This is a genomic window from Neorhizobium sp. P12A (assembly GCF_008365395.1).
Taxonomy (GTDB): Bacteria; Pseudomonadota; Alphaproteobacteria; order Rhizobiales; family Rhizobiaceae; genus Rhizobium.
Genome location: NZ_QOVX01000013.1, coordinates 101,604 through 119,655, shown reverse-complemented (window position 1 = coordinate 119,655; position 18,052 = coordinate 101,604). Strand labels below are relative to the sequence as shown.

The 18,052-nt window shown below is 60.2% G+C and carries 15 protein-coding genes; 14 read left to right on the top strand and 1 reads right to left on the bottom strand.

Annotation, left to right across the window (positions count from 1 at the left end; all coding sequences use genetic code 11):
- The first annotated feature begins 12 nt into the window (after positions 1 to 12).
- From DTW90_RS26815 to dhaL, 14 genes are all read left to right on the top strand, one after another.
- On the top strand, positions 13 to 966 hold the full coding sequence (locus tag DTW90_RS26815; RefSeq protein WP_132524441.1) for a D-ribose ABC transporter substrate-binding protein: 954 nt from the start codon (positions 13 to 15) through the stop codon (positions 964 to 966).
- A gap of 264 nt (positions 967 to 1,230) precedes the next feature.
- Entirely contained in the window at positions 1,231 to 2,082 is an 852-nt protein-coding gene (locus DTW90_RS26810) for a DeoR/GlpR family DNA-binding transcription regulator (protein WP_132524442.1), read from the top strand.
- A gap of 225 nt (positions 2,083 to 2,307) precedes the next feature.
- On the top strand, positions 2,308 to 3,843 hold the full coding sequence (locus tag DTW90_RS26805; protein WP_149342302.1) for an FGGY-family carbohydrate kinase: 1,536 nt from the start codon (positions 2,308 to 2,310) through the stop codon (positions 3,841 to 3,843).
- Complete coding sequence (locus tag DTW90_RS26800) at positions 3,840 to 4,628, top strand: DeoR/GlpR family DNA-binding transcription regulator (RefSeq protein WP_149342300.1); 789 nt, start codon at positions 3,840 to 3,842, stop codon at positions 4,626 to 4,628. Before DTW90_RS26805 ends, DTW90_RS26800 begins: the two co-directional genes overlap by 4 nt.
- Complete coding sequence (locus DTW90_RS26795) at positions 4,612 to 6,324, top strand: glycerol-3-phosphate dehydrogenase/oxidase (RefSeq protein ID WP_149342298.1); 1,713 nt, start codon at positions 4,612 to 4,614, stop codon at positions 6,322 to 6,324. The genes DTW90_RS26800 and DTW90_RS26795 overlap by 17 nt, the downstream gene beginning before the upstream one ends.
- Positions 6,325 to 6,753: 429 nt before the next feature.
- Complete coding sequence (locus DTW90_RS26790) at positions 6,754 to 7,581, top strand: phosphogluconate dehydrogenase C-terminal domain-containing protein (RefSeq protein WP_149342296.1); 828 nt, start codon at positions 6,754 to 6,756, stop codon at positions 7,579 to 7,581.
- Positions 7,582 to 7,659: 78 nt separating this feature from the next.
- The gene (locus tag DTW90_RS26785; RefSeq protein WP_149342294.1) at positions 7,660 to 8,601 is read left to right on the top strand and encodes a D-ribose ABC transporter substrate-binding protein; all 942 of its coding nucleotides are present in this window, start codon (positions 7,660 to 7,662) and stop codon (positions 8,599 to 8,601) included.
- A gap of 98 nt (positions 8,602 to 8,699) precedes the next feature.
- Positions 8,700 to 9,347, top strand: a complete 648-nt coding sequence (locus tag DTW90_RS26780) for a DUF2291 domain-containing protein (RefSeq protein ID WP_246665060.1) — start codon at positions 8,700 to 8,702, stop codon at positions 9,345 to 9,347.
- A 2-nt stretch (positions 9,348 to 9,349) separates the two neighbouring features.
- A complete protein-coding gene (locus DTW90_RS26775) occupies positions 9,350 to 10,894 on the top strand; it encodes a sugar ABC transporter ATP-binding protein (RefSeq protein ID WP_149342290.1) in 1,545 nt (514 codons plus the stop codon).
- Positions 10,891 to 11,955: an ABC transporter permease gene (locus DTW90_RS26770; RefSeq protein WP_149342289.1), complete on the top strand. Its 1,065-nt coding sequence runs from the start codon at positions 10,891 to 10,893 to the stop codon at positions 11,953 to 11,955. The genes DTW90_RS26775 and DTW90_RS26770 overlap by 4 nt, the downstream gene beginning before the upstream one ends.
- A gap of 3 nt (positions 11,956 to 11,958) precedes the next feature.
- Complete coding sequence (locus DTW90_RS26765; RefSeq protein WP_149342287.1) at positions 11,959 to 12,993, top strand: Gfo/Idh/MocA family oxidoreductase; 1,035 nt, start codon at positions 11,959 to 11,961, stop codon at positions 12,991 to 12,993.
- Positions 12,990 to 14,927, top strand: coding sequence for a hypothetical protein (locus DTW90_RS26760; protein WP_149342285.1), 1,938 nt, complete (start codon positions 12,990 to 12,992; stop codon positions 14,925 to 14,927). The genes DTW90_RS26765 and DTW90_RS26760 overlap by 4 nt, the downstream gene beginning before the upstream one ends.
- Before the next feature lie 54 nt (positions 14,928 to 14,981).
- On the top strand, positions 14,982 to 15,989 hold the full coding sequence (locus tag DTW90_RS26755; protein ID WP_149342283.1) for a dihydroxyacetone kinase subunit DhaK: 1,008 nt from the start codon (positions 14,982 to 14,984) through the stop codon (positions 15,987 to 15,989).
- Between the two features lie 8 nt (positions 15,990 to 15,997).
- Positions 15,998 to 16,645 (top strand): dihydroxyacetone kinase subunit DhaL, encoded by a 648-nt coding sequence (dhaL, locus tag DTW90_RS26750; RefSeq protein ID WP_149342281.1) that lies wholly within the window; start codon positions 15,998 to 16,000, stop codon positions 16,643 to 16,645.
- Positions 16,646 to 16,709: 64 nt separating this feature from the next.
- On the opposite strand, the gene DTW90_RS26745 is transcribed toward dhaL, so the two are convergent.
- Positions 16,710 to 18,047 carry a four-carbon acid sugar kinase family protein gene (locus DTW90_RS26745; protein ID WP_149342352.1) on the bottom strand — a complete coding sequence of 446 codons (1,338 nt, stop codon included), beginning with the start codon at positions 18,045 to 18,047 and terminating at the stop codon, positions 16,710 to 16,712.
- Positions 18,048 to 18,052: the final 5 nt, after the last annotated feature.

Here is an 18,052-nt window from a genome sequence, read left to right as displayed (position 1 = left end):
AGGAAAACTTCAATGCTTAGTAAGAAAATTCTGTTGCTCACGGCCTTCGCGCTTGCAGCTCCGGTCCTCGGCTCTGCGACATCCGCATCGGCCGCCGGCCTGATCTCGATCATCGTCAACGATCCGGCCAACCCCTATTGGCTGACCGAAGGCAACGTTGCTGCCGCCGAAGCCAAGAAGCTCGGCTATGACGCCAAGGTCAGCGCTCACAAGGGCGACACCAACACGGAAAGTACGCTGATCGACACCGCGATCACCAACAAGTCCGTTGCGATCATCCTCGACCCGGCTAACGCCAGCGGCTCGATCGGTGCCGTCAAGAAGGCTGTTGCGGCAAACATCCCGGTCTTCCTCGTCAACGCGGAAATCAACCAGGAAGGTCTTGCCAAGGCTCAGCTCGTTTCCAATAACGCACAGGGTGCTGCCCTCGGCGCCCAGCAGTGGGTCCAGGATGTTGGTGAAAAGGGCAATTATGTCGAACTGCTCGGCGCCCCCTCCGACAACAACGCCGCAACGCGTTCCAACGGTTACACGACGGTTCTCAGCCAGTATGCGGATCTGCAGAAGGTTGGCGACCAGGTCGCTAACTGGGACCGTACGCAGGGTCACGACAAGATGCAGAGCCTCCTGCAGGCTCATCCTGACATCATCGGCGTCATCAGCGGCAACGATGAAATGGCGCTCGGCGCGATCGCTGCCCTGAAGGAAGCCGGCAAGCTCGCCAACATCAAGGTCGGCGGTTTCGACGGCTCGCCTGACGCAGTTGCTGCGATCAAGGCCGGCGAACTGCAGTACACCGTTCTGCAGCCGGTTGCCGTCTTCTCGGCAAAGGCTGTCGATCAGGCCGACTCCTTCCTGAAGAACGGCAAGACTGGTGCTGCAAGCGAAAAGCAGCTCTACGATTGCCTGCTCATCACCAAGGACAACGTCGCCAAGTACACCGCTCCGTTCACGCTCTCGGAGTAACAATAATTGGGGAGCGCCAGCAAAGGCGCTCTCCTTTGCTTGCTTGCATTCAGGAAGCCTGCAACAGAAAGTCGTATGAATTGCACGCGATGCGATTCGACTTTGCACGCGCAATCGCACCAAGAAGGGAGGCTCTGACGTGAACGGCCCTGGGTGCCAATCGCCCCTTGCGATCGTCACGGCTGATCTGACATAAGTCCGCTTGGCCACAGTGTAAGCAATATGAATATTTTAGGCGACGACAACGATCCCACCGATAACCGAATGGCTCAAGATCCGGTGCCGAGCGACAGCCGGCAGGCCCGGCAGATTGCGCGTCGTCAGTCGATCACCGAAGCCGTGATGGCCGAAGGTTCCGTGCGGATCGAGGATATTGCCGACCGCTTCGGCATAAGCCTGATGACCGCCCATCGCGATCTCGACGATCTCGTCAGTCGCGGCATCCTGCGCAAGGCACGCGGCGTCGCATCGGCGGCACCCACCAGTCTCAGCGAATCCAGCGACCTTTATCGTTCCAGCCGGCAGTCTGCGGAGAAGAAGGCGCTTGCGCTTGCCGCCATGCGCTTTGTCGAACCGGGCCACGCGATCTTCTGCGACGATTCGACCACCGTGCTGCAGATGGCGCGCTATCTCCCCTCCAAGGTGCCGCTCACCGTCATCACGAACTCGCTGACCTTCATGAACGAGCTGAAGGGTGTGCGCGACCTCAACCTGCTTGGGCTCGGCGGTCAATACTACAATTGGTGCAACGCCTTCATGGGCCGCATGACGACGCACGAGATTTCCCATCTCCGCGCCGACACGTTGTTCATGTCGATGTCGGCGATAACCGACGATATCGCTTTCCACCAGTTTCTCGAGATCGTCGACACCAAGCGGGCAATGTTTGAGTCCGCGTCGACCCGCATCCTGCTTGTCGATCACACCAAATTCGATCGGCGCGCGCTGCACGCCTTCGCGCCGCTCAGCGATTTCGATGTCGTCATCGTCGATGACGGAACGCCCGCCGCACATCTCGACCGCATGCGGGCCCAGGGTATCAACGTCGTCGTCGCCCCGACACGCGGGCCGGGCCATACCTCGGCCATCGAGCGCTACGAGCCCGAAGAGAAATAAATTCATCAGCATTTCACGCTCGAACGTTTGGCGCCTGGCGCCATGGGAACCTGCGTGTCAATTTGCGCTATGTAACATCTATTGACGTTAACTTATCGCAATCTTATGTTCTATTCATCAGAAGCGAACGAGCAGATCGGCGCGCAATTCCGCCGCGTCCATTCGGTCTGAAAGACCGAAGACGCTTTTGACTGACGCCTGCAACAAGGGAGCGAGGAAATAATAATGCCCAGCCTGCTAGGGATCGACAACGGCTTGACGGTGACCAAAGCGGTCATATTCGACATCGACGGCACGCAGCTTTCGGTGGCGCGGCGGCGGGTGCCGCAGTCAATGCCGCAGGCCCGCTGGGTCGAGCGCGACATGGCCGGTCTGTGGCAGGCCACTGCCGAGGCGATCAGAGAGGCCATCAGCCTCAGCGGCAGGCCCGCCGACGATATCAAGGCGGTCGCTGCGACCGCGCATGGCGATGGGCTTTACCTGCTCGACCGGCACCGCCAGCCGCTCGGCCCTGGAATTCTCTCGCTGGACAGCCGCGCCGGCGGGATCGTGGAGCGCTGGTCGGCGGGCTCCGTCTTTTCAGACGCGCTGGAACTGACCGGGCAGGTCCCGCATGCCTCGGCGCCTTCCGCGCTGCTCGCATGGCTGAAGCAAAACGATCCCGATCGTTTCAATGAAGTCGGCCATATCATTGCCTGCAAGGATTGGCTCCGGTTCTGTCTCACGGCCACAATCGGCACCGACCGGACCGAGGCCAGCACGTCCTTCACCGATGTGAACGGCCAGGATTATTCGCCAGAAGCGCTTCGCGTCTATGGGCTGGAAGAGCTGTTTAATGCGCTGGCGCCAATCGCCCCTTCTGCCGCGGTCGTAGGTTACGTCACCGCCGAGGCGGCCGCGCTCACAGGTCTCAAGAAGGGCACGCCGGTTGCCTCCGGCCTGCATGACGTTACGGCCTCCGCACTTGGCATCGGCGGCCACGCCGACAACGTCATGAGCATCGTTGCCGGCACCTATTCCATCAATGAGGTCGTATCCGACGCGCCACGCACGGACCCTCGCTGGTTCTGCCGCAACGCCATCACGCCCGGCCGTTGGAATAACATGTCGATCTCGCCGGCCTCGACGGCGAACTACGACTGGTTCCTCGACACCTTCTGCCGTGGTGATCAGGCCGAGGCCGCAGCAACCGGCGTATCGGTCCACGCGACGCTTGCAAAAGAGATCGATGCTGCCCTGAAAAGACCGTCCACCATCCTTTTCCATCCCTATCTCTTCGGCTCGCCCTACGGCAATTTTGCCAGTGGCAGCTTCCTTGGCCTGCACGGCTGGCATGATCGCGGCGATATGCTGAAGGCAGTGCTGGAGGGCATCGCCTTCAACCATCGTACCCATGTCGATGCGCTTCGCGATGGCTTTGCGTTCAGCGAGGTCCGGCTGACGGGTGGCGGTTCGCGCAACCCTGCCTTTGCGCAGATGTTTGCCGATGTTCTCAACATGCCGGTCACGGTCACAACCGTCGACGAAGCGGCCGCCTTCGGTGCAGCGCTCTGTGCCGGAACCGCGGTCGGGCTTTTCACATCGCCGCAGGACGGTGCCGCCGCAATTGCCAAGGTCGACCGCACCTATTTTCCGGATCCTTCGCAAAGCGTCATATTCGACGAACGCTTCGCCCTCTACAGCAGGCTTGCCGAGACGCTGAAGCCGCAATGGCTGGAGCTTGAAAAGCTTGCGGCGCTCATTCCGGGAGTACGCCCGTGATCAAGGCTGACGAACGGCGCGAAGAGATTGCCAATTACGTGATCAAACTCGGCCAGGTGCGCATAGACGATCTCGTGGAGCACTTCGGCGTGTCGCGCATGACGATCCATCGCCATATCGACCAGCTTGCCCAGCAGGGCGTGCTGCGCAAGCTGCATGGCGCTGTCACGGTTCAACCATCCGGCATCTATGAAAGCACCTTCCGCTATCGCATGACCGTCGGCAGGGCGGAAAAGGACGCGCTCGCCCGCGCCGCAATGAAATTCATCGAGCCCGGACAAGTTGTCATGCTCGACGACTCGACGACGGCCAATGCCGCCGCCCCGCTGCTGCTCGATATCAAGCCGCTGACCGTTATCACCAACAGCATGTCGACCGCAGAACTGGTGGCCCATGTCGAAAATGTCGACTTCATCTGCCTCGGCGGTCAATACCATCACACCTATAACGCCTATATCGGCATCATCTGCGAAAACTCCATTTCACGGCTTCGCGCCGATGTTCTGATCTGCTCCGCATCGGCGATCAGCGGCACCACGGCCTTCATCCAGGACCAACAGGTCGTCCGTGTAAAACAGGCGATGATGGCATCCTGCACCAAGCGAATTCTTCTTCTCGACCATGCAAAATTCGACAAGGTCGCCTTGCATGTCTTCGGCGATCTCACCGCCTTCGACGCGGTTCTGGTCACCGACGGCATCAGCGACATTGCAACAACACAACTCCAGCAGGCCGGCGTTCGGCTGCACATCGTAAGGACAGGGCATCATGAGTCTATCGGCTGAACATACGGTAGATCAAACCGCGCAACCCTCACCCGTCGCCGACAGGGGCTCGGTCGACGTCGTCATTCTCGGTGCCGGCGTCAATGGCGCCGGGCTGTTTCGCGACTTATGCGCCCAGGGCGTCAATTGCCTCATCGTCGACAAGGGAGATTTCGGATCCGGCACCAGCGCGGCGCCGTCGAGGCTCATCCACGGCGGTCTCAAATATCTTGAGACCGGCGAATTCGGCCTGGTCGCTCAATCGACGCTGGAGCGCAATCTTCTTTTGAAAAATGCGCCGCATTGCGTCAGCCCCTTGCCGACGGTCATCCCGATCTTTTCGTGGACGAAGGGCATATGGGCGGCCTTGCGCACGCTTCTCGGCTCCACCAGTGCTCCCCGCAGCCGCGGCGCCATCCTGATCAAGATAGGCCTTGCCATCTACGATTATTACGGCTCGCGGCATCAGGTCATGCCGCGTCACAAGCTGGTCGGTCGAAACCGTGCCCTCAGTGATATGCCCGGCTTGACGAAATCGATCGTGGCGGCAGGCACCTACTATGATGCGCGGATCACCCATCCTGAAAGGTTGGTGCTTGAGTTGGTAACCGATGGCCTGGAGGCCAACACATCGTCTGCCGCCCATAATTATACGACGCTGGTTGCCGCCTCCGACGGCGTGCTGACATTCAAGCCGGAAAGAGGCGCGGCATTTTCGGTTCGCCCGAAACTGGTCGTCAATGCAGCTGGCCCCTGGATCGACCACGTCAATGCGGCACTCGGCGCACCATCGAAAATGATCGGTGGTACAAAGGGTTCCCACATTCTGCTCAAGCATGACGAATTGGTTCGAAGCCTCGCAGGCCGAATGATCTATTTCGAAGCGGATGATGGCCGTATCTGTCTGGTATACGACTATCTCGGCCTTGCGCTTGTCGGCTCGACTGACATTCCCGCCGACAATCCCGACAGCGTTCGCTGCGATCCGCAGGAGGTCGACTATCTCATCGAAAGTGTCCGGTCACTTCTGCCCGGCATGACGTTCAGCCATGACCAGATCGTCTACGCCTATAGTGGCATCAGGCCGCTTCCTGCTTCGAATGCTTCTATCCCGGGTCTCATCAGCCGCGACCATTCCGCTCCGGTGACCGAGGCTGATGCGAAGCGTCCCTTCCCCATCGTCTCTCTGATTGGTGGCAAGTGGACGACATTCCGCGGCTTTGCCGAGGAGGTTACAGATACCGTCCTTTCGCGCCTTGGCCGAAGCCGGAAAGCAAGTACGCGGACGATGCCGATCGGCGGCGGCAGGAATTTCCCAACGGATCCGAAGACGCGTGCCGATTGGCTCGCCCGGAATAGCACATCGGTCGAAACGGATCGCAATCGGCTAGACAAGCTGCTGTCGCGCTATGGAACCAAGGCGCTGCAAATCGCGGGCCATCAAAGCCTGTGGAACGCGGAGGACCGTCTGCCTGATTCCTCCGACTACAGCCTCTCTGAAATCGACTACATCCTGCGCAACGAATATGTCGAGCATCTCTCCGACATCGTCATGCGTCGCACGACGCTCGCCATAACCGGTTCGCTGACCGCAAGCGATCTGGAGCAGATTGCGACAATAGCCGGTCGTGCGCTTGGATGGGATTCGCAGCGGATTTCCGATGAGATCAATATGGTGGAGAGCCAACTCAGAGATCGCAACCTGATGCATCTCTGATGATGAAGCGAGGGAACGTTGATTCCCTCGCAAACCAGTGCAATCTCTTTGCCCCGTGGCGGGCTTGAGGCTGATGGAGAATATGGGGGTACGATACCATCAGCCTCAACAGAGATGCCCCTCTGTCCCATCCCCGCAGGTCGGGTCAAGTAGGGATGGACATTGACTGTAGCATCGCTACATGAAGTGAAACTGAAAATTCAGCCGCCGCGAGTATTTCAGCCAATCGCACCCCTACGATCGCCGCAAACGGTTCGCTGACGCACCTCATTCATCACATCAAGATCGCGACGACAGGCACCTCCGTGCCCGATTTCCCGCGCGCGTTTCACGCCATGCACAGAAAAGCAGCCCTCGGCCTGATATGCTCATTGACTCATTATACCAGTTGGCTATAGTCGTGCAAAATCATACTCCAAGGGAGGAAAAATGACTTCCATTGCACTCTTCGGCGCTGGCGGAAAAATGGGCTACCGGCTTGCCAAGAACTTGAAGGGCTCGCGCTTCGACGTGCGCCATGTCGAAGTAAGCGACGCCGGCAAGGCCCGGCTTCAAAATGATCTCGGCCTTTCCTGCATCAGTGCCGACGACGCGCTTTCAGGCGCCGATGTCGTCATCCTGGCTGTGCCGGACACGGCGATCGGCAAGGTCGCAGCGGGCATCTCCGACAGGCTCAAGGCCGGGACGATGGTGATTGCGCTCGACGCCGCCGCTCCTTTCGCCGGTCACCTGCCGAAGCGCGACGACCTCACCTATTTCGTCACCCACCCCTGCCATCCCCCTATTTTCAATGATGAAACGGACATGCAGGCGAAGAATGACCACTTCGGTGGCCTCTTTGCTAAGCAACACATCGTCTCGGCCCTGATGCAGGGGCCGGACAGCGCTTATGCCGTCGGCGAGGAAATCGCCAAGACGATCTGGGCACCGGTCATGCGCTCGCATCGCGTCACGGTCGAGCAGATGGCGATGCTGGAACCGGGCCTTTCGGAGACCGTCGCCGCCTCGCTGCTCGTCGTCATGAAGCAGGCCATGGACGAATGCGTCGCTCGCGGCGTTCCGGAAGAAGCCGCCCGCGACTTCCTCCTTGGCCATATGAACGTGCTTGGCGCCGTCATCTTCGGCCAGGTGCAGGGCGTGTTCTCGGATGCCTGCAACAAGGCGATCGAGTTCGGCATCCCTGCGCTGATGCGCGACGACTGGAAGAAAGTATTCGAACCCAAGGAGATCGCTGACAGCATTCAGCGCATCACCTGATTGATCGGGAGGGCATCACGCCCTCCTTCTCTTCGGCCCCGCCGGGAACGGGGCTGATCTTTAACCCGGGAGGACCTAATGAAACTACACCGTACGCTTACCCTTGCTGCGTTTGCCGGCGTTCTCGCGCTCGGGACCGCGATGCCCGCCTTTTCCGCGGACCTGATCGCGATCATCACGCCCGCTCACGACAATCCATTCTTCAAGGCTGAAGCCGAAGGCGCTGAAACCAAAGCCAAGGAGCTCGGTTACGACGTTCTCAGCGTCTCGCATGACGACGACGCCAACAAGCAGTCGGAACTGATCGATACCGCCATCGGCCGCGGCGCCAAGGCGATCATCCTCGACAATGCCGGCGCCGACGCAACGGTCGCAGCCATCAAGAAGGCCAAGGACGCGGGCATCCCCTCGTTCCTGATCGACCGTGAAGTCAACACGACGGGCGTCGCCGTCTCCCAGATCGTCTCGAACAACTACCAGGGTGCCCAGCTCGGCGCGACGGAGTTCGTCAAGCTGATGGGCGAGAAGGGCAATTATGTCGAACTCGTCGGCAAGGAGTCGGACACCAATGCCGGCATCCGCTCGCAGGGTTATCATGACGTCATCGACGACTATCCGGATCTGAAGAGCGTTGCGAAGCAGTCCGCCAACTGGAGCCAGACGGAAGCCTATTCGAAGATGGAAACCATCCTCCAGGCAAATCCGAATATCCAGGGCGTTATCTCCGGAAACGACACGATGGCCATGGGCGCGATCGCCGCCCTGCAAGCTGCCGGACGCAAGGACGTGATCGTCGTCGGCTTCGACGGTTCGAACGACGTTCGCGACTCGATCAAGGCAGGTGGCATCAAGGCGACCGTGCTGCAGCCGGCCTATGCGCAGGCTCAGTTGGCCGTCACCCAGGCTGACGCCTACATCAAGACCAAGGCCGCTCCGAAGGAAGAAAAGCAGCTGATGGATTGCGTCCTGATCACGGGCGACAATGCCGGCAAGCTCGAAACCTTCGCGCTGACGAACTGATCACAACGGCCAGAAACCGTACGGAGAGCAAGCATGCTTGCTCTCCGTTGCCCTATGGGTCAAAGCCTCAAGAATGCAGGGTGGAGTGCATGGGAAAGATGAGGATGAAAGGAGCTGCGCTCCTTCTCATACTGGCAGCGGCAGCCTTGCCCGGCTGCAAGATCGTCAAGACGCCGACGGCCGAGGAAAAGGCTGCGGCTGCGGCCAAGACTGCATTCAACCCCGCCGAAAAGGTCGACGCCATCTGGCAAACGCAGGCGTTGCCTTCGATCGACAAGCGCGCCGGCGACATCAAGGACGTACTCGCTGCCATCGCCGCCAACCCCGACGATGCGGGAGCCAAATTCGGTCATCGCGACAAGCAGAGCGGCAACTCGCCCTGGACCTATGTTGCGAAATTCCAGGGCAAGATCGTTGCCGCCGACACCCAATCGCGCGCAGCGACGATCGACGTCGACAGTGATGGGGACGGCAAGGCCGATGCGAAGGTGCAGATCGGCCCCGCACTGCGCGGCACGGCGCTGCGTGACAGCCTGGATTTCGTCAACTTCAACGAATTCAAGAACCAGATCGAATGGGCGCAATTCGGCAAGGCCTTCAACGAGAAGGTCAACGCCACGATCCTCCAGCCGCTGCCCCGGGACGGCCTGATCGGCAAGACCGCCTCCGCAACAGGCGCGTTCCCGCTACCCTCCTCGGGACAGCTGCCCCTGGTCACTCCAGCTGCCATCACCATAGGACAATAGCCATGGCCGAGGACGTGAAGGACGACATCATCCTGCGCCTTGAAGAGGTCTCCAAGGTCTATTCGGGCATCGTCGCCGTCAAGCGCGCCAATCTCGAATTGCGGCGCGGCGCAGTCAATGTTCTGGTCGGCGAAAACGGTGCCGGCAAATCGACCCTCATGAAAATCATCGCCGGCGTGGAACGGCCGACGCTCGGGCGCATCATCCTCGATGGCAAGCCCGTCTCCTTCGACAGCCCCGCCGATGCAACGGCGCACGGCATCGGCATGATCTTCCAGGAGCTCAATCTCTTTTCGAATCTTACAGTCGCAGAAAACATCTTCGCGACCCGAGAGATCACGCGCGGCGTATTCGGCATCGATCACAAGGCGCAGGTTCGCAAGGCCAACGAGTTCCTGATGAAGCTCGATGCAGGCATCAATGCCGAAAGCATGATCGAGGACTTACCGATCGGCCAGCAACAACTCGTCGAGATCGCCAAGGCGATTTCGCTGAACGCACGCATCCTGATCATGGACGAACCGACCTCCGCGCTTTCGGCCGCCGAAGTCGACATCCTCTTCAAGGTCATCGCCGAGCTCAAGGCCCAGGGTGTTGCGATCGTCTATATTTCCCATCGTCTCGAAGAGTTGATGCGGATCGGCGACTACATCACCGTGTTGCGCGACGGCCAGATCACCGGCCAGGCCATGGTCCGGGATATCGATACGAAATGGATCGTCCGCTCGATGATCGGCTCCGACGCCAAGGATTTCGCCCGGGGTGAGGGCCATGTCATCGGTAACGAAGCCTTTCGCGCCGAGGATATCAGTCTGCCGCGACGGACCGGCGGGCTTTCCGTCGATCACGTCTCGCTGTCGGTTCGCTCCGGCGAGATTCTCGGCATTTATGGCCTGATGGGCGCCGGCCGCAGCGAATTCTTCGAATGCGTCATGGGGCGGCACATGCACTCCACAGGCCGCATCTTCATCGACGGCAAGGAAGTCCGCGCTCGTGACACGACCCGCAGGATCAAGCGTGGCCTTGCACTCATCCCCGAGGATCGGCAGCGCGAAGGGCTGGTGCAGGTTCTCTCGATCGCCAGCAACCTGACCCTGGCGAGCCTCGGGCGCTTCGTCCGCTTCTTCCACATCCGGGCTGGAGAGGAGAGGAAGGCGATCGACGAGATGATCCGCGACCTTTCGATCAAGGCGCCCAATCCCGATTTCGAGGTCACCTCCATGTCGGGCGGCAATCAGCAAAAAGTGGTTATCGGCAAAGCCTTGATGACAGGGCCTAAGGTTCTCCTGATGGATGAACCCAGCCGCGGGATCGATGTCGGCGCGAAGGCCGACGTCTTCCGCACCATGCGCCGGCTTGCCGGCCAGGGTCTCGCCATTCTGTTTTCAACCTCCGACCTCGAAGAGGTCTTGGCTCTTTCGGATCGCATTGCCGTCCTGAGCAATGGACAACTCGTCGCCATCTTCGATCGGAAGGACGCGACCGAGGATGCGATCATTGCAGCTTCGGCCAAGGGACACGGACACACAGGGAAACTCGCATCATGACGGCGGATACTTCTTCCACTTTTGCAGCCAAGCGGTCGAACGGCTCCGTGCTTCTGACGCTGATGAAGCTCAGAACCTTCATCGCCCTCTTTGCCGTCATTATCTTCTTTGCGTTTGCCGCGCCGAATTTCACCTCGACGGCCAACGTTATCCTGATGTCGAAGCATGTGGCGCTGAACGCCTTCCTCGCCATGGGGATGACCTTCGTCATCATCACCGGCGGGATCGACCTCTCGGTGGGCTCTATCGTTGGCCTCTGCGGCATGGTCGCCGGCGGCCTGATCCTGAATGGTGTAGATTTACCAATCGGTTACACCATCTACTTCAATCTCTTTGAGATCATCCTGATCACGCTTTCGGTCGGTCTGGCCATCGGATTGATCAACGGCCTGCTGATCACTAAGCTCAACGTCGCGCCCTTCATCGCCACACTGGGCACGCTCTATATCGCCCGCGGCCTGGCACTGTTGTCTTCCGACGGGCAGACCTTCCCCAATCTGACCGGCCGGCAGGAATATGCGACAACAGGCTTCGACATATTCGGTGCGGGACGCATCCTCGGCCTGCCGGGATCCATCTGGATCCTGATCGTCCTTGCGCTCCTGGCTGCCTACTTTTCGCGATCGACGCCGATCGGGCGGCACATCTTTGCGGTTGGCGGCAATGAACGTGCTGCCCGCATGTCGGGCATCCGCGTGGATCTGGTGAAGATCCTGGTCTACATGTTCTCCGGGCTTTGCGCGGCCATTGTCGGCATCGTCGTCTCTTCGGAACTGATGGCAGCGCATCCGGCAACCGGGGAAAGCTTCGAGCTCAACGCGATCGCCGCAGCCGTTCTCGGCGGCACCTCCATGTCCGGCGGGCGCGGCACGATCGGCGGCACGATCATCGGCGCCTTTGTCATCGGCATTCTTTCGGACGGACTTGTCATGATGGGCGTCTCCTCCTTCTGGCAGATGGTCATCAAGGGGCTGGTCATCATCATCGCTGTCGTCGTCGACCAGGCACAACGCCGGCTGCAGCAGCGCGTCACACTCATGCAGATGGCAAAGGCAGGCTAAGACATGATGGAACTACGCGGCGCCCTGATCGGCTGTGGCTTCTTCGCCATCAACCAGATGCATGGATGGAACGACGTCAGTGGAGCCAAGATCGTGGCAATCTGCGACCGCGATCCGAAACGGCTGCGCATCGTCGGCGACCATTTCAGCATCGAACGGCGTTATACCGATGCCGGCGCGCTTTTTGCCGATGGTGGTTTCGATTTCGTCGATATTGCGACAACGGTCGGCAGCCATCGCGCGCTGGTCGAAATGGCCGCTGCCCATAAGGTTCCAGCCATTTGCCAGAAACCCTTTGCGAAGACGCTCAGCGACGCCCAGGCGATGGTGAAGGCGTGCCGCGATGCCGGCGTGCCGTTGATGGTGCACGAGAATTTTCGCTGGCAGACGCCGATCCAGGCGGTGCGCGCGGTCCTCGACAGCGGTGTCATCGGGACGCCCTTCTGGGGCCGGCTGTCCTTCCGGTCGGGCTATGACGTGTTCTCCGGCCAGCCCTATCTTGCCGAGGGCGAGCGCTTCATCATCGAGGATCTCGGCATCCACACGCTCGATATCGCCCGCTTCCTGCTCGGCGACGTCAAGTCGCTCACGGCAAGGACAAAGCGCGTCAACCCTCGCATTAGGGGCGAGGACGTCGCCACCATTCTTCTCGATCACGAGAGCGGCGTGACCTCCATCGTCGACGTCAGCTACGCGACCAAGCTTTCGACCGAGCCGTTTCCGGAGACGCTTGTCGAGATCGACGGCAGCGAAGGTACGATCCGGCTGTCACAAGGCTACCGGCTCGAGGTCACCAACGGCGTTGGCACGGAAATCAAGGACGTCTCGCCAAAACTTCTATCCTGGGCATCGCGCCCCTGGCACAATATTCAAGAGAGCGTTTACGCCATCCAGCAGCATTGGACCGATAGATTGGCATCCCGCGAAGAGACCTCAACATCGGGCGCCGACAATCTGAAGACCTTTGCGCTGGTCGAGGCTGCCTATGAGAGCGCGGCGACCGGAAAGACGGTAGATCTTGGAGCTTTGTTGGGATGACCGAAGAAGAGGTCCGACGCCGGAATTTCAATCTCTACGGCACGGAGAAGATTGATACACCGCCGGTTCGGCTGGTGGCTGGACCTCTCAGCGTGGACCTGACTGGCGGCAACCTGCGCAGTATCGCGTTCGAGGACGTCGAGGTCCTGCGAGGGATTGCCTTTCTCGTTCGCGATCGCGATTGGGGCACCTACGATCCGTTGATAAGCGATCTTGCGATCGATCGGCACGAGCACGGTTTCGACATCGGCTATACCGCGACCTGCGCCGGTCCCGGCAACTCCAGCCTCACCATCAAGGCAAAAGTCCTTGGAGATAGGGCCGGGCGTCTTGTCTTCGAGGCGGAGGTTACCTCGCCGACCGGTTTCGAGACCAATCGCTGCGGCTTCTGCATCCTCCATCCCATTGTCGGGATAGCCGGTACGCCTGTTACCGTCGAACATGTCGGCGGCGGGATCGAGCATACGGAACTCCCCGATCTCATCGAGCCGTGGCAGCCTTTCAAGGACATGCGTGCCATCGCTCATACCGTCATGCCGGATGTGACGGCGGAATGCCGGATGGAGGGCGACACCTTCGAAATGGAAGATCAGCGCAACTGGTCGGACGCCTCCTACAAAACCTATGTGAGGCCCCTCGCCCTGCCCTGGCCCTATCAGATTGCCGCCGATGAGCCGGTCAGACAGCGCATCACATTGACCATCCATGACACACGGGCCACGAAGCCCAAAGCAAAGGCGGGACAGAGCGGTGCCTCGGTTCAGCTGTCTCGCGGCAGCGCAAGCGGCAACATGCCGGGCATTGCTCTGATCGTGACGCCGGAAGAAGCCAAAGCGACACTCGAGGCGTACACCACGCTGTCAGAAATCGGCCCGCAGGAACTGCTCTTCCATTTCGATCCTCTCGCCGGACATGGCGCGGCAGCGTTTTCCGACTTTGCCGCGATTCTGGAACGGCATCTGGGCGTATCCACTCTCGAGATCGCGGTTCCTTGCAAAAGACCTCTCGACGAGGAGGTGAGCGAAATTGCAGGCATGATGCAGAAGGCGGGCTTTCATCCTGATGCGATCGTCGTCTCGCCGTCGGTCGACCGCCAGTCGACGCCGCCCGGAAGCATCTGGCCGGAATGCCCGCCACTGGAGGACGTTTACGCGGCGGCGCGGCGCGCTTTTCCGGGGACCCGGCTGGGTGGCGGCATGCTGAGCTATTTTACCGAACTCAACCGCAAGCGCGTGCCTCCGGAAGCGCTCGATTTTATCACGCACTGTACCAATCCGATCGTTCACGCGGCCGACGATCTGAGCGTCATGCAGACGCTGGAGGCATTGCCATTCATCACGCGCTCGGTGCGCGGCATCTATGGCGACCGCCCCTATCGCATCGGCCCCTCGACCATTGCGATGCGGCAAAATCCCTATGGGAGCCGCACCATGGACAATCCCGATGGCAATCGCATTCCGATGGCCAACGTCGATCCTCGCCATAACGGTCTTTTTGCCGCGGCCTTCGCCCTTGGCTATGCAGCGCGTGTCATCCCGGCCGAACTTGAACTCCTGACCCTGTCATCCCTGACGGGCTCCTTTGGCCTGATCGCCGGGGTTGGCGAACCTGTCATGCCGAGCGGCCGACGACCACTCTTCCACGTCGTCCAGAATCTGGCGAAAGTGGCCGGTGCTAAATGGACGGAATGCGTCTCCTCCGATCCGGCTAAAGTTCAGGCAATCGCCATAGGCGGCCAGAATGACGTCGGCCGGCTCTGGTTGGCCAATCTCACGGCGGAGAGGCAGCAGGTTGATGTCTCGGAAATGAACCCGCAATTCGCGACCGTCACCCTGCATAGTAGTCGCGACATGGAGGGAGAGCGGCTCGATTGTGCCGGTGGACGCGTCGATCTGCCGCCCTTCGCGGTCGCATTCGTCGAAGCAGCCGGTTGACCTTTTTCCAGTGCGTGACAAATGTAGGCTCGCGCAATGACTGGGAGAATTATCTTGAAAACTAAGAAGATTATCAACGAAGGCGGTGCAGCCGTCGACGAAATGCTCGAAGGCATTTTGGCCGCGCACCCCGATCATATCTACACGGTGGCAGGGTCCCCGCGCGCGATCGTTGCAAAGCATGGCCCTCGTCAGGGCAAGGTCGGACTGGTCATTGGCGGCGGATCCGGCCACGAACCCACATTCCTCGGTTTCGTGGGCAAGGGTTTGGCGGATGCTGCTGCCGTCGGAAACGTGTTTGCGTCCCCGCCGCCTGATCCGATCATCGAATGCGCCAAGGCTGTGAACGGTGGCGCAGGCGTTCTTTTCATGTACGGCAACTATGCCGGCGATGTCATGAATTTCGATATGGCAGCCGAGATGCTTGCCATGGACGACATCGAGGTTCGAACCGTCCTGACCACAGATGACGTTGCCTCCGCTCCGCGCAATCAGCGCGAGAGCCGGCGTGGCGTTGCGGGCAATGTGTTCATCTTCAAAGCCGCCGGTGCCGCCTGCGACCGCATGCTCTCCTTCGACGAGGTCGAGCGCGTTGCGAGAAAGGCCAATGATCGCGTCTTCTCGATGGGCGTCGCGCTTTCTCCCTGCTCACTGCCGCAGACCCGGAAGCCGAATTTCTCGATCGGCGAAGACGAGATGGAAATCGGCATGGGCATCCATGGCGAACCAGGTATTGCCCGCGGCCCCTTGAAATCGGCCGATGCCATCACCGATGAGCTGATGGACAAGATTCTCGATGAGATGCAAGCGCGGAGGGGGGACCGCGTCGCAGTGCTCGTCAACTCCCTCGGCTCAACGCCGATGATGGAACTCTACATCATGATGCGGCGTATCAAGCAGCGCCTGGATGCGGAAGGCATCGCCATCCATTCCAGCCTGGTCGGGAACTATTGCACCTCGCTGGAGATGGCCGGCGCCTCCATCACTCTGATGCATCTTGATGACGAATTGCAGGCTTTGATCGACCATCCCTGTGATTGTGCCATGTTTCGTGTCGCATGAGGTCTTCCATGAGCGAAGTTACAGCGCAGAGATTGGCCGATCTGTTTGTAGCCATCGCGCAGACGATGGAGCGCGAGAAGGAGCGTCTCTGCGAACTCGACGGCGTCATCGGTGACGCGGATCACGGTATTGCCATGGAGCTCGGCTGTTCCGCAGCGGCCAGGGCAGTCGAACAGCCCGATATCGCGTCGAGCGATCCGACGACGGTCTTTAACACCGCGGCCAAATCCTTCCTGAATGCCGTCGGCGCGTCGTCCGGGCCGCTCTATGCCACAGCCTTCATGCGGGCCGGCGCGGCTGTCAAAGGCAAGACGGTCTTGAGCGATGGTGACATGGCGGACGCCTTCGCTGCCATGGCCAAGGGTATTCAGGATCGGGGCAAGGCGGAACCCGGCGAGAAAACCATGGTGGACGCCTGGGCGCCTGCGGCAAAAGCCTGGGCGCAAGAGCACGCTGCGGGTGCGCCGCTGGCCGTATGCCTCTCCGCCGCAACAGAAGCAGCAAGGGCAGGCGCAGAGTCGACAAAAGCAATGGTCGCCTCAAAGGGGCGCTCGGCGCGGCTCGGCGACAGGTCGCTCGGACATATCGACCCTGGTGCTGCTTCGGCGGTCTGCATCATTGAAACGATGGCGAAGGTGTTGGGAAACGGCGGTTAATCGCAAGCCCGGAATAGGTTCATTCCCGACACATAATCCATTTAAATCAACATGTTGTTGACGTTTATTCAGCCCTGCCGTCACGAATCTGGGCGAAATAGCCATCCTTGCCGACCTGGCCGCCCTTCAATGCAATCTGCAATCCGTTGGTCGCGGCATGATTACCATGCGCGGTGCAGAGCGGTGAGCCCGGTGTCTGCGGCAATGGTAAAAGCGTCGTCAGAGCCTGGATATGAAGCTCCCTCAGCGCGTGGCTCGACGTGTCACCGCCGGCAATGACGGCGCGTTTCAGCCCCTCTGCTTCGACCAGCCGACGCAACATCGTCCCGAGGAGGCTTCCCAGCCGATGGCGGGCACCGGCGATTTTGTCGATGCTGCTGCCGAGGTCGGCCGAAGGACCGAGCGCCGTATAGAGAATAGTGCTCCGCCCCTCTTTCAGACTGCGCAATCCGGCGGCAACGGCCTGCTCGATTACCTGATTGCCATCCTCGCCCAGCAGGGCCAGCGGATCGACGGCAATGCCATCAAAGCCATTTTCGGTCGCATGCCGAATCTGTCGCTCCGTCGTTGGCGACACGCTGCCGGAAACAACTGCGAGACGATCCACCTTGCCGGGCGATAAAAATTCCGTTGGACCATTCGTCAGGCCTTCGGACCGCCAGGCGTTCAGCAATGCATATTCAACCCCGGACGATCCGACGACAAACGAGCCGCCTGCCCGGCGCGACCGCCAGACATGGTGCCCTGCCCGCTCCTGCGATTGAGCGCTGTCGACATCGAAGAGAACAATGCCCTGTCCGGCCAGCAACGCGTCAATACGCTCGCCGGACTCTCCCTCCGCAAGCATTGCCAGATCGGCAACAGCTGTCGGAAGCGATGTCTGCGCGGCCAGATGCAGCGCAAGATCCGATTCCTTCATCGGTGTAACCGGATGGCGGCTCATGACGGGGTGGCGATCGATGCGATAGACCTGGCCCTGGTAGGCCGCGAACAGGTGGCCGAAGGCGGTGTAGCGCTTCAGCTGTGGTGCTCCGACGATCAGGGGCACGATCTTTTGACCGAACACCGCGCTGCCGATCTCGGTCGCCTTGCCGATATTGCCGATCCCAGGGCTCGAGTCGAAGGTCGAGCAGACCTTGTAATGGCAGAGAGCGGCATCAAGCGTTTTAAGCCAAGTAAAGACGGGCGTCAGATGCTCTTCCATCCACACAGGCGTCTCGCTGCGGCTGGTGCCGGCAATACCGATTGCCCTGCAATCGGAGAACCGCGCCAACAGTGCATCATCCGGAATATCCATGAAGAGCACTGTCGGCACGCCATTTGCGGCCAGGGCCTCCATCACATCCGTCGAACCGGTGAAATCATCGCCATAGTAGCTGAGCAGGAGATTGCGAGAGGCCATGGTCG

Excerpts from the sequence above, each read along its gene's own strand:
- DTW90_RS26815 (WP_132524441.1), top strand. The coding sequence starts at position 13 with ATGCTTAGTAAGAAAATTCTGTTGCTCACGGCCTTCGCGCTTGCAGCT.
- dhaL (WP_149342281.1), top strand. The coding sequence starts at position 15,998 with ATGAGCGAAGTTACAGCGCAGAGATTGGCCGATCTGTTTGTAGCCATC.
- DTW90_RS26765 (WP_149342287.1), top strand. The coding sequence starts at position 11,959 with ATGATGGAACTACGCGGCGCCCTGATCGGCTGTGGCTTCTTCGCCATC.
- DTW90_RS26770 (WP_149342289.1), top strand. The coding sequence starts at position 10,891 with ATGACGGCGGATACTTCTTCCACTTTTGCAGCCAAGCGGTCGAACGGC.
- DTW90_RS26745 (WP_149342352.1), bottom strand. The coding sequence starts at position 18,047 with ATGGCCTCTCGCAATCTCCTGCTCAGCTACTATGGCGATGATTTCACC.
- DTW90_RS26805 (WP_149342302.1), top strand. The coding sequence starts at position 2,308 with ATGCCCAGCCTGCTAGGGATCGACAACGGCTTGACGGTGACCAAAGCG.
- DTW90_RS26810 (WP_132524442.1), top strand. The coding sequence starts at position 1,231 with ATGGCTCAAGATCCGGTGCCGAGCGACAGCCGGCAGGCCCGGCAGATT.
- DTW90_RS26760 (WP_149342285.1), top strand. The coding sequence starts at position 12,990 with ATGACCGAAGAAGAGGTCCGACGCCGGAATTTCAATCTCTACGGCACG.
- DTW90_RS26795 (WP_149342298.1), top strand. The coding sequence starts at position 4,612 with ATGAGTCTATCGGCTGAACATACGGTAGATCAAACCGCGCAACCCTCA.
- DTW90_RS26780 (WP_246665060.1), top strand. The coding sequence starts at position 8,700 with ATGAGGATGAAAGGAGCTGCGCTCCTTCTCATACTGGCAGCGGCAGCC.
- DTW90_RS26775 (WP_149342290.1), top strand. The coding sequence starts at position 9,350 with ATGGCCGAGGACGTGAAGGACGACATCATCCTGCGCCTTGAAGAGGTC.
- DTW90_RS26785 (WP_149342294.1), top strand. The coding sequence starts at position 7,660 with ATGAAACTACACCGTACGCTTACCCTTGCTGCGTTTGCCGGCGTTCTC.
- DTW90_RS26790 (WP_149342296.1), top strand. The coding sequence starts at position 6,754 with ATGACTTCCATTGCACTCTTCGGCGCTGGCGGAAAAATGGGCTACCGG.